9 protein-coding genes are annotated in these 11857 nt (G+C 42.3%); 4 read left to right on the top strand and 5 right to left on the bottom strand.

What is annotated here, in order from left to right; all coding sequences use genetic code 11:
* Window positions 1–43 precede the first annotated feature (43 nt).
* Together K6Y31_RS02475 and yghU are read right to left on the bottom strand one after the other, a co-directional pair.
* Window positions 44–1042 (bottom strand): DUF3080 family protein, encoded by a 999-nt coding sequence (locus K6Y31_RS02475; RefSeq protein WP_233051269.1) that lies wholly within the window; start codon window positions 1040–1042, stop codon window positions 44–46.
* Between the two features lie 158 nt (window positions 1043–1200).
* Entirely contained in the window at window positions 1201–2061 is an 861-nt protein-coding gene (yghU, locus tag K6Y31_RS02470) for a glutathione-dependent disulfide-bond oxidoreductase (RefSeq protein ID WP_251080741.1), read from the bottom strand.
* A 369-nt stretch (window positions 2062–2430) separates the two neighbouring features.
* Here yghU and K6Y31_RS02465 point away from each other — a divergent pair, with 369 nt between their 5' ends.
* The 3 genes from K6Y31_RS02465 to K6Y31_RS02455 all read left to right on the top strand — a co-directional run bounded on the left by K6Y31_RS02465 (window position 2431) and on the right by K6Y31_RS02455 (window position 7164).
* Window positions 2431–4476: a CHASE3 domain-containing protein gene (locus tag K6Y31_RS02465; RefSeq protein WP_233051268.1), complete on the top strand. Its 2046-nt coding sequence runs from the start codon at window positions 2431–2433 to the stop codon at window positions 4474–4476.
* A 200-nt stretch (window positions 4477–4676) separates the two neighbouring features.
* The gene (locus K6Y31_RS02460) at window positions 4677–6434 is read left to right on the top strand and encodes a response regulator (RefSeq protein ID WP_233051267.1); all 1758 of its coding nucleotides are present in this window, start codon (window positions 4677–4679) and stop codon (window positions 6432–6434) included.
* Between the two features lie 262 nt (window positions 6435–6696).
* Window positions 6697–7164, top strand: coding sequence for an Hsp20 family protein (locus K6Y31_RS02455; protein WP_233051266.1), 468 nt, complete (start codon window positions 6697–6699; stop codon window positions 7162–7164).
* Window positions 7165–7504: 340 nt separating this feature from the next.
* Here the strand turns inward: K6Y31_RS02455 and K6Y31_RS02450 are convergent, their stop codons facing one another.
* From K6Y31_RS02450 to K6Y31_RS02440, 3 genes are all read right to left on the bottom strand, one after another.
* Window positions 7505–8254, bottom strand: a complete 750-nt coding sequence (locus K6Y31_RS02450; RefSeq protein WP_233051265.1) for a substrate-binding periplasmic protein — start codon at window positions 8252–8254, stop codon at window positions 7505–7507.
* A gap of 207 nt (window positions 8255–8461) precedes the next feature.
* Entirely contained in the window at window positions 8462–9037 is a 576-nt protein-coding gene (locus K6Y31_RS02445) for a hypothetical protein (RefSeq protein WP_233051264.1), read from the bottom strand.
* 403 nt (window positions 9038–9440) lie between these two features.
* Entirely contained in the window at window positions 9441–10940 is a 1500-nt protein-coding gene (locus K6Y31_RS02440) for an OmpA family protein (protein WP_233051263.1), read from the bottom strand.
* A 201-nt stretch (window positions 10941–11141) separates the two neighbouring features.
* On the opposite strand from K6Y31_RS02440, the gene K6Y31_RS02435 reads away from it, so the two are divergent.
* The gene (locus K6Y31_RS02435) at window positions 11142–11840 is read left to right on the top strand and encodes a hypothetical protein (RefSeq protein ID WP_233051262.1); all 699 of its coding nucleotides are present in this window, start codon (window positions 11142–11144) and stop codon (window positions 11838–11840) included.
* Window positions 11841–11857 lie beyond the last annotated feature (17 nt).

Below are 11857 nucleotides of genomic sequence, written 5' to 3'. Positions count from 1 at the left end.
CTGCCAGATGTCGTATGTTTTACGACAAAATTTTATTTTCCGCTTAGCTACCGACTTTTTGTTGGCAGCGTTCAAACAAGGTTTGCCACTGTTGCTGGTGGGCAAGGTTAGCTTGCTGTAAGCGCTGTTGCGTTGCTAATACGTTATCTAGTTGTGCAGTGACATCAGCCTCAAGTTGGGTGGGATAGGGCTTGAGTAAGGAAGCTAACAATGGCATTACCTGATGCAACTCAGTGTTTATTTGGCTTAGGTAAGGTTGCATTTGTTTAATAAAGCGATGCGAAAAAATGGCTTTCAACTGGCTAAAAGGCACGTTGTTACGCTTACTATGGCAGTCTATGTCGGCTTGGTGCGTGGTGAGTAGGGAAGTCGCTTGCTCTAATTGAGTACTGGCAAGATCAGCACTGTGTAGCAGGCTAGCGATATAGCGACTTTGCGCCAAAATGGCTAAGTGCTCAGGTAATTGTTTTAACTGTGTTAGCAAAGACGCTGGAATGCTCGCCGCTGATGATGCTGAAATGGTGTTAATTTGCTGTTTAATTTCAATTAAGTAACTAAGGCTTTGCTGACTTGCTACAGCAAAGCGGTGACCTGACAGTGGATATAGCTGAGTGTATTGGGCAAAAAAGTGATAGCTGGGTTCATCACTAAATAATAGGTTCCAAAAATAACTGGGTAGCTTGGCGCGTTTTTCTTGCGCCAGAGCGGATAAAAAATCACGCTCACTATTGGGCATTTCTTGCTCTGTTTGCAAACACTGAGTTAACTGATTAAGTAAGGTCAGTTGAAACACAAAATTGTCAGCCCCGCTTTGATGTTTATTTAAAATCTGATTTTTTTCGCTAGCCAGATACAGTAAATCACACTGTTTTAATTGCAAACTCTCCAGCAGGGTGAGCTGCGAGTCGAGTTCAGCCAAGGTTAAATCACGACGCGCTGGAAAGTGCTGACTACTTTTTGATGTGACGGGGTGTTCGAATGCTTGCGCAAGCAACTCATTGTATTGGTTGATTGCTAGCTGCTCAGGTTTACTGCAGCTCAAAAGTAATGCACAACTTATTATAATTGTGGCTAGTTTAATCATGTGTTTGCAATTATCAGGGCTGTTTTTGATATGGGTATTCCATCAGTATTGATGAGTCTCAATTGGCGAAAAAGTGGCTTACTGGTATTTACCAGTAAGCCTTTTTTAACCTTTATCTATGTTGAGGGCGCTAAGGCTAAAACCGCATCAATATCTTGAGCTTGATGGCGCTCTGCCAACATCTCCCAAGGCTCACCCCAAGTGCGGTTAACTATCTTGCCACGCTGCACGGCTGAACGGGCAGCAATTTGCTTAGCCCAGCGTTGCAAGTTAGGGTAACTTTCAACATCTAGAAAGGTGGCGGCATCGTATATATCACCCAGCACTAAGCAGCCGTACCAAGGCCAAATAGCGATGTCGGCAATGCTATACTCTTCACCGGCGATATAGCTCTGCTTAGCCAGCTGCTTGTCAAGCAAGTCTAATTGCCGCTTGGTTTCCATGGCAAAGCGGTTAATTGGGTATTCAAGCTTTTCTGGCGCATAGGCGTAAAAATGGCCAAAGCCACCGCCGAGATAAGGCGCAGAGCCTTGTAGCCAAAACAACCAGTTCATTACTTGGGTGCGTGCAGCTAAGTCTTTCGGTAAAAAATGACTAAATTTTTCGGCCAGATAAAGCAAAATTGCGCCTGACTCAAACACATTAATTGGGGTTGGGATTGAAGTATCGAGTAGGGCTGGGATCTTGGAATTAGGGTTAATATCAACAAAGCCTGATGAGAATTGGTCACCGTCACCAATTTTTATTAAATGGGCATCGTATTCAGCAGCCGTTTCACCCAGTGCGAGTAACTCTTCCAACATAATAGTCACTTTTTGGCCATTGGGCGTGCCCATGGAATAGAGCTGCAGTGAATGTTTACCTTTGGGGAGTGTTTGCTCGTGTCTCGCGCCTGCTGTAGGGCGATTAATGCTGGCCCAAGTACCACCATTATCACTTTCTTGCGTCCAAACTTTTGCTGGAACATAACTTGCCATAATGTTGTTTCCTCTATTTTTATTCCATTGTCGTGCGCCGAGTTTCTAACAACCTAGCATAACTCACTTTGCAAATCATCGGCTCGGGCAAAACCGATTGGCTACACAAGTTGCCTTAATCAAGCTCTTCAAAATAACGGTTCAATACGCAGGCCGCCGGAAAAGGATCTGCGCTATTTATTTGATAACCTTATTTATCTCCTGAATTATTTGTCCTTATATTAAATATATTTCTTATTGCACATACGTTTTATTAGAAATTATTTTAATTAAGAAAATTGATTGTTTGCTATTTCTATCCGATAACTTGATGGCAATGTAAAAATTAAATCAACCTTCAAGGGTTCATTTTGCTAAAAGGAATAGCTCATGCTTATGTTTAACCGGATGATGATCCGCCAAAAGATTTTTGCCGGCTACGGGCTGGTTTTGTTGCTTATGGCTATCGTGTCAACGGTCGTTTATTTGAGTATTTCGTCCATTAGTGATGCATCTCGTTGGGTCAATCATACCTATGATGTTATCCGCAATGCTGATTCTGTAAATGCTGCCATGGTGGATATGGAAACCGGCCAGCGTGGCTTTATGATTACGGGTAAAGACGAATACTTAGAGCCGTATAATTCAGGCAAGGCGCGTTTTAATGAGTTGATTAGCAAGGGCAAGCAGCTAACCAGTGATAATCCCGCTCAAGTTGAGCGCTGGAATGAAGTTAATGAGTTAAAGTCTAAATGGCTAGAAGAAGTCGCTGAGCCTGAAATTGCAGCGCGTAGGTTAGTGAGCCAAGGTGCAAAAGCTAATCAACATTTTAAAGAGGTATCGTCACGCACCGTCGGCAAGCAAATTTTCGACAGTATTCGAGCTATGTTGGCAGGCTTAAATAGCAAATTCGATAGCGAGGGCAATACTAGTGGCGCTCAATTAGTCACGTTACTTACCTTAGACCTAGTGAATATGGAAACAGGGCAGCGCGGTTTTTTACTGACAGGTTTAGATGAATCATTAGAGCCTTTTAACCAAGGGCAACAAAGCCTCAAGGGTCACATTGAGCAATTGCGTAGTGGGCTTGCCTATTCAGCTGTTTCGGCAGCCGATGTCGATGCATTGCAAAATAGAATTGCTGATTGGATAAAACAAGCCGCGCAACCTGAAATCGATGCACGACGTGAAATGAGCCGCTTCCCTATGACTATCGAGAATATCTCTGACATGATGGCGCAAGGTAAAGGCAAGTTGTATATGGATCAAACGCGTCAGGTGTTAAAAGACATCGTTGATGCAGAGGAAGTGTTAATTGTTATTCGCGGTGAAACCCAGTTAGCGGCCTCGCAAACAGCCAAAACCGTCAGTATTATGGGAACATTCATCGCAATTGCGATGGGCATAGTAATTGCTATCGTTATTGCTAAAGGCATTGTTGGTCCGCTGCGACAAGCCAATGTTATCTTGGGTGATATTGCTAAAGGTGAAGGTGATTTAACGCGGCGACTAGTTATTCATTCTCATGATGAAGTGGGCCAATTAAGTAATCATTTCAATGCGTTCATGGCTAAATTAGAAAGTATTATTGCAGAGGTTGTCAGTTCTTCTAATCAACTGGTCAAGGCAGCAGAAGAAATGACTCAGGTCAGTCATGAATCGAGTAAAGGATTAAATCAACAAAACAGTGAAACCACCCAATTAGCGTCAGCCATCAATCAAATGGCGCTCACCATTGAAGAGGTGGCGCACAATACTGAAAGCGCAACCTTAGCTGCAAAAAATGCCGACAACGAAGCTATGTCGGGTAATCAATTGGTTGTCGAGACTCTTAACTCGATTAAAACCTTGGCCTTAGATGTGGGCAGTGCCGCGGATGTGATCGACAAACTTAAGTTACAAAGTGAGAGCATAGGTAAAGTATTGGATGTAATTAAAGGCATTGCCGACCAAACAAATTTATTGGCTTTGAACGCGGCGATAGAAGCTGCCAGAGCGGGTGAGCAAGGGCGCGGTTTTGCAGTGGTTGCTGATGAAGTGAGAACTTTAGCTCAGCGTACACAAGATTCAACCTCGGAAATAGAAGTGATTATTTCAGAGTTACAAGCAGGAGCTGAGCAAGCGGTGAATGTGATGGAAACAAGCCGTGTCAACTCAAGTACTACGTTGGCGCAAGGCGAGCAAACCGGTAAATTTTTAAATTCAGTGACCTTAGCGATCAACACCATTTTAGAGTTAAGCACGCAAATTGCTACTGCTGCTCAAGAGCAGTCATCGGTGACCAAAGAAGTGAGCCGAAATATTGTTAATATAAAAAATGTCGCCGAAGAAACATCAGCTGGCGCGGAGCAAACCCGCATAACCAGCCAAGAAGTGGCCAAACTGAGTAGTAACTTACAGCGACTTGTGGCCCAATTTAAGGTGCAGGCTGCTTAGGAAGAGCAATGTTTACCCGAAGAACCATAGCCGCACTTATTTAATTTTATGTAAGTGCGGCTAGCCCACATCGCAATAGAAGCATCTCCTTAGAGGCCTTTTGTGACCTTTGTTGTTGCTCATCACGCTATTTAATCTTGCCTGCTAAGTATTAAAAGTCGATCTGCTACACTTAAAAAAATGCTTCTAAGGAAACCTTTATGCTTGATATCGTTGCTGATATCCGCTTTCGCTACCGTTGGGCGTTGCTGGCAATTGCAATATTGATCAGTGGCTCAGGATTGCTTATTCAGCACTTAATTTCAGTACAACAAGCGGATACTAAGGTTATAAACATAGCCGGTAAGCAGCGCATGTTATCGCAAAAAATTGCGTTGCACGGTCATGCGCTCTTAGTCAGTAATGCTGAGCATCAGCTGCAACATCTTAAGATGCTGAAACAGGCATTGAGCCAATTTTTGTCGGGCCATGAGTTTATTACACAGAAGAATGAACAAGGGCAATACTTACTGTTGGATAGTGAACTACAAGAATATTACTTTGCGATGCCTGCGGGTCTTGATGCCACCACTCGCGATTACTTAGCCAGTGCAAATCAGTTGGTAGCTGAACTTCAATTGCCGCGAGCTGTTAATTTTGTAGATGTTGATATGAGTGAGTTTGAGGTTGAAGAAGTTGAGCGGTTATTACGTCAACTTGATGGTGCGGTCACTCTGTTTGAGCAACAAGCGGTGGCTAAAGTAAACCTAGTCTCGAAGATCGAGTATGGCTTTTGGTTTTTAGCGCTGACGCTCTTGCTTGTTGAATTGAAATTTATATTTGCGCCGATGGAGCAAACTATCGCCGATTCGCTCTCGCGTTACAAGGAGCAAAAAAACCGCGCCGAGCAAATTAGCCAAGGCAAGGATCGTTTTATCGCGAGAGTAAGCCATGAGTTTAGAACGCCATTACAAGGTTTAATTACTGCTATTGATACACTCACCTTAGCTGATGAACAACAGGCGGTTAAAACCCAGGCTCACTACTGTGTGAATAGGTTAGTCGTTATGCTGGATGAATTACGCGATTTCCATCAGTTGAGCATCGGCCAATGGCAGCTTAATCCTACCAAGGCAAACTTGCAGCATACCTTAGTGTCCGTTATTGCTCCTTTTGAATTTGCTTGCCAAGAGAAGATACTAAGCTTTGAGGTTCATCTCGACCCTGCGCTTGATTGCAGCGCTGAGTTTGATCATCCCCGCTTACAGCAGGTTATGATGGCGTTATTAACTAATGCGCTAAAGTACACCAACCAAGGCAGCATTAAGATCTCATTGAGCCTCAGTGAACAGCAATTACACATTCATGTTAGCGATACTGGAGTCGGTTTTCAGCAGGTTTATCCCTATATCGAGCAGGAAAAGCATTTAGAAGATAACCACTTTCAAGGCCTACAAACCGGCTTAGCGCGAGTGCAATACATTGTTGCTGCGCAGAACGGCATTGTTAAGTTTAGTGATGTGCAGCCCCATGGCGCAGCAGTCAATATAAGTTTACCCATTCAAATTGACCCATCAGAGCTAAAGCCAAAGACCGGTAAAGTTATCAAGCATGTGTTGATAGTTGAAGATGATAAAGTCAATGCCATGATCTTAGAGCAGTTGCTTAAAAGCCTAAATATTACTTCGCAATGGGCAGAAAATGGCTTAGTGGCTATCGAGTTAGTTAAGCACCAAGCCTTTGACGTGATTTTTATGGATTTGAATATGCCCGTTATGGATGGTTTTCAAGCCATTGATATTATTCGCCGAGATCTGAACATTAGTACGCCAATTGTGGTGGTTACCGCGAATATTGCTAATAGTACTTTAACGCGAATTTACCAGCTAGGTGCTAATAGCCACTTTTATAAACCCATCAGCATGCAAAGCATTGAAGATGTTTTAAATACATTGCCCTCTGATGGCGTCAGTAATTAGGCTTCTTTATCGATTGCTACGTTTGTATTTATATTCACCGTTTGTTCAGTATTTTTAGTATCGTAACGCTCAGTTACTAAGCGAAATAGCGCACAAGATGTGTATGCAATATGCGCTTAGCGGGAGATGAAAAAAAGATAAAAAAATACTTGAAAGTGTTTTACTTGCCCCTAGATAAATGGATGAGGAGAGATGCTCAATTAATGAGACTCCCTCAAATTAATTGCTTTTGTTTTATATTGCTTCTAATGGAGGATGTATTATGAACCCAGTTGATTTAACCCCACTTTACCGCAGCAGCATTGGCTTTGATCGCTTAGGTGCGTTAATTGATAATGCGCTAGCGTCTGATCACGCATCAGTTGGCTACCCGCCCTACAACATAGAAGTGCTTGATGAAAATCGTTACGCGATAACCCTTGCTGTAGCGGGTTTTACAGAGGATGAACTCGATATTCAGGTTGAAAAGAATGTACTCAGTATCTGTGGTAAAAAGCCTAACAAGGAAGAGCGTAAATATTTATACCAAGGTATCGCAAATCGCAGTTTTGAACGTAAATTTAATTTGGCGGACTTTGTCAAAGTAACAGGAGCGGATCTGAGCAACGGATTATTGATGATTAGTTTAGTGAAAGAAATCCCGGAAGCGATGAAGCCTAAAACCATCGTGATTAACCAACATCATCCTGTTTTAGAGCATACTGCTGAAGGCAAAGATAATGCTGCTTAATGTTGTTATTAAGGCTCCGTAAGCCTGGCTCTTGATCACAAGTCACCGTGATCAAGAGCCATTGCAAGTTCATAGCCTTCAAGGATCACAATCAGGTACTAAAACCAGCCAAATTACTATCTGCTCTTCCAAGGTTAAAGCTAACAAAAATAAACAATGCAACAGAATTTAGTGCCTTTGCTGTTTGTACAAAGCAAGGTATAAAAATACTTACTTCAGAGGGAGAGGCGATTCTTTGCCAAGAAATTGGGCATCAGTCTAGGCCGCAAAATCACCAACGTATCGTCACGCAAGTATTGGCAGCTTTAACTGACTCGTTAGAATAATGGGCGAGTGCTAGTTAGCGAAACTCATTATAGTAGGTGCTAATGATCCTTTGATAGCTACCATCTTGCTTCATCTGCTTTAGCGTTTGGTCAAATTGATCCCGCGTTAGTGCTAAGTTACGCTTTTTTGAAAAGGCAATATAACTGGCAATATGCTCTAAGGCTGGCTTGAGTTCACGAATATCATTAAGTTGGGCCGTTTTGTTCACGTTAGCATAAGCGCCAAAGCGATTACTGACAATGATGGGAACTCGGCCAACCAGTAATTTACGCATGTTTTGTTCGCCTTCATTACTTAGCTCGACGCTATTAAATACACCTTCATTCATTGCCGCATCCCACGACTTGCCATAATTAACACCTTTAACAACGCCGACAGTCATTCCTCTGAGGGTTTTCAAATCGCCATTAAATTCCAAGGTAGAATCAGATCTAACAAACAAAGAAATGGTTTGCCAAAGCAGTATTTCATTAGAGTAATCGGCAAACTTTTCTCGTTCAGGGGTTTTAAACGCAGTAAAAATGGCATCTGCTTGTCCTTGCTCTATATAGCGAATGGCCCTAGACCAAGGCAATACTCTAATTTCAGCTTTAATGCCCAAGCGGCCAAAGGCTTCTTTAACAATATCGACCGCAATGCCTTTTACTTCTCCGGCTGACTCGTATTGGTAGGGCGGGTATTGCAACGTTACCAGATCGATCTTTTGGGCAAAGCTGGTGGTGGCAAAAAAAATTGTTAGCAACAGGCTATAATATTTGGCCATTATCAGCCTCCCTTAAAAGCGCTTCTTAAAGAATAGCTCACAATGGTTTTTATCCATATTAATCTGCACTCGGTTCAATTTGTCGCGTTTCGAGGGGGGGCATTTTAGATAAGCTTGATTGACTATAGGTTATATGATGTTTCTTTTACAATGTCGCCGCTAGATTCACATGTCATGTAATTGCCTGATTCATTGATGATTAATTATTTACAGTCTCTTTTCTTCAGGAGCTTTTGGTGGAGAAGAGTGGAAGGTTTTCAGCATATCAGCCGCACTTTCAGGAGAAATTTGTTTACTTCGCTCTTGTTCTTTGAGCTTTTGGGCAAATTCTTCGCTTATTTCAATTACAGTCAAACTTTTACTGGCTATCTGTTGTTCGAGTGCCGTTATTTCTTGTTCTTTTTTCTCTTTATTGAGTGTATTTGACTGTTTTATTTTCGATACTTCAGCTTTCAATATTTTTATTTCTTCGGCAAGCCTATCTTTTACCTGTTTCATTTTCCTGTAATCAACAGGTAGGTTGTTTACCTTTTCCTCATACTGTTGTTTGGCTAACCCATATTCTATTTCTTTCTGCTCAAAGGTCTTTTTACTTTGTTTTTTATCAATATCAAGTATTGTTAATGCTTCAGAGGATAAGCTAACTTTTGTCTCCTCACGTTCTGCAACATGAGACTGAGGCGTTGAGACATTCGTTTTAACATTTTTGTCACTATCGCTATGGATACTCAAACCTTTATCTGGGTTTGCATTAGGATGTTGTTGATAAATATGAACTTTCATTATAAAGACCTATTTTGACGATTTTAGTATATTTATCTACATACAAACTGCAATGTAGCCCGCATGAGCAAGCGGGAAATAATGTTGAGTAACCAAGCTGAACTCACTGTGTTAATTGTGTTTAAATGCCGTGTTGAATGAAGCCGCTGCGCTGTAGAGTGTGACCGACCTTTAATATTACATATAATACTCAAGTTATCCCCTCATTTTGATGGTGCTTGCTGGGGTCATCTCATGAACACAACCGATAACTAAACCAATAAACTGCTTTGTCTATCTGCTGGCGCAATAAACGATGCCTTTTAAGTGGATTGCCAGCGCTAGAAAACAAGCAACCTACCGTGATGTATCAGGCTTGCATGCCATTAACGACAAGGTAGGTTGCGCAACTATGCCGACGCGATTAAATCGCGAGTGGTGACTTCAGTACCAGTTCTACTCGGCGATTTTTTTGCATGTTGCTATCGCTGTCATTCGCTGCTTTGGGCGCGACAGGGCCAACGCCGACAGGATGTAACCGCGAGGGTTTTATCTGGTAGTTTTGTGTCAGCACTTTCACCACTTCTGCCGCGCGTTTTTGTGCCAGGCCTTGGTTATAGTCAAATGCACCTTTATTGTCAGTGTGACCAACCACGTACAAGGTAATTTGATCTTGTTTTTTTAGAAAATCGGCTATCTCGTTTAGCTGTGGCGTTGAGCTTTCTTTAATGGTGTGTTTATTAAAATCAAATTCTATCCCATACAAAGAAACACTGCCTTTAGCGGCAATTTCTTTCGTTAAGCTATCGCTATCAATATTGAGATCGGCTTGGCTTACTGATTTTTCTTCAATGATGTCAGCAACAAATTCAACTTCGTATTTACCACTGTTTTGGTAGCTATACATTGAGGTATAAATCTTTCCTTCGGGTGTTTGTTTCTCTGCTGTGAACAGGTAAAAGTGACTTTTTTTATCCATGTTGTAGATGTCAGACTTGTGATTTTTGGCAAACACTGTGTTTTTCAAGTTGTCACGCAGGATCATGTTGCCGCAGGTTGTTGCCGAGCACTCAAAAATGATTTGGAAGTCATTATCTAATAAAGCATTCATATAATTTTTGTGCACCGCGTAAGGGCCAACATGTTTATCAATTCGGTAGTTTAGTGTTGTCACTTTACCTTCCACGGTTTTCGTCGGGATCTTCTTCTTGTAAGGTCCGGTAATTAACGGGTAAGGTTCAAAATCATTGCGACTAGACCAAACAAGATAACTGCCGGGAAAACGTGTCAGCATGGGGTGGTCTACCGCGCCATTTGCATCTTTTTTGGCGGGTTTAAGCTGTGAAAAATCTATCGGTTTAATAGTAAAGTTATTATCTACCTTTACCCCTGCACTTGGCATTGGCGTGCTAGAGATCTGCTCATAGGCGAGTAATAACGCGTCTTTATAGCCTTGTTTTGCGAAAACAATGACAGCCTCTTGCTGGTCTGCGCTGCCTTTAACCGCAGTGATATAGCCAAATTGATTTTTTTTCGCGTTGGTATAACCAACTTTGTATAAACCGTCATATCGGAAGTTATCATCAATTTTGGCTCGATAGGGTTTGGTACTGCATTGCTCTGCGCATTCAAGGTTAATTTGGTAGCCCGCAGCCGTCAGCTTTGCTTTCACTTCGTTTAGCCAGTGGCGATAGTGCAGGCCATGTTTTCCGTCTATTTCTTGCACATATGAGGCGTAAGCCCCACTGAGGGTGGTATAGTTTTTGCCAGAGGTATCGGCGTGTATCTCAACGGGCACATAGGAATACTGTGTTGTTGCCAGTGATGTGCCAAGCTCGTGTTTGGCAATAACAAATTGGCCATTATTGGCTAAGGCCAAGCCGCTGACACTAGATAGAAACAAAGCCGAAACTATATTGCGCATAAAAAAATCCTCATCAGTGCATAGTTGGCTTGGTAGGTTATCTATTTGATTTATCTATGTCGAGGTGCGAATCAGTATTGTTACGTATTTATTTTTGATAAAGTTTGGAAGTAGAGGGCAGTCGCTTGCCATTCTTTGAGCAAGCTTAGGTTGTGCAGATTTGGCGAGTTTGCTTTTGTTTAACAGCATATTTGGGATTATATGAAAATACAGTGGTCAATGGTTATTGGGGTGACTTTAGCGATCGCTACCCTTTTTCATGTGCTTATCGTAACAGGTATGCTTGGTAAGCTATTGAAGATCACGGATGGGTTTCATTCTGGAATAGCGTTAGGAATGTGGCTTATTGTGCTTTATCCCGCAACAATACTTGGCGCGGCTTTGGTCGTGGCTGGCTTGGTTGAGCAGCAGCGTTTATCTCATTTTTTTCTTGCTGCATTCGTTTCAGTAGGTATAAATTTTTTTCTAGTAAATATGTTTATGCTTTATAACCAATTTAAAGTCGATGTAAGAGTGCAAGAAAGCTATGAATCCGACCCACAGAGTCGCCCGCTTCATGATCCGAAAAGGCCTCTTTCGCTGATCGACGTTAAAGTGATAAAAAGGGATGAGCGCTTATTTGCTCAGCTAGTCGTACATGCCTTGCCGGGGGCACTTGATGGCACCTCAAATAATGTTAAGGTCAAGCCAAATCCCTATCCTGACTCACCTTCTTGGGGGCTAGGGGAGTTGAAAGATACTGGGAAGTTGAGTGCTGCTGGGCGCATTATTTTTAATGGCGAAGTGGTATTTACGCCCCCGCAGGATTGGCAAGAGGGGATTATATTTGTCATTGGTAATGAGCGGTTACTAGATAGCCGTAGGATTGTGCCGAGCCAAGAATTAAACGAACTCCAATAAAGCTCATGGGTTTGCTA

It is taken from the genome of Motilimonas cestriensis, assembly GCF_021295315.1.
Classification (GTDB): Bacteria; Pseudomonadota; Gammaproteobacteria; order Enterobacterales; family CBDFNC01; genus Motilimonas; species Motilimonas cestriensis.
Note: the sequence above shows the minus strand (reverse complement) of the source record. Positions and strands in the feature narration are given on the sequence as shown.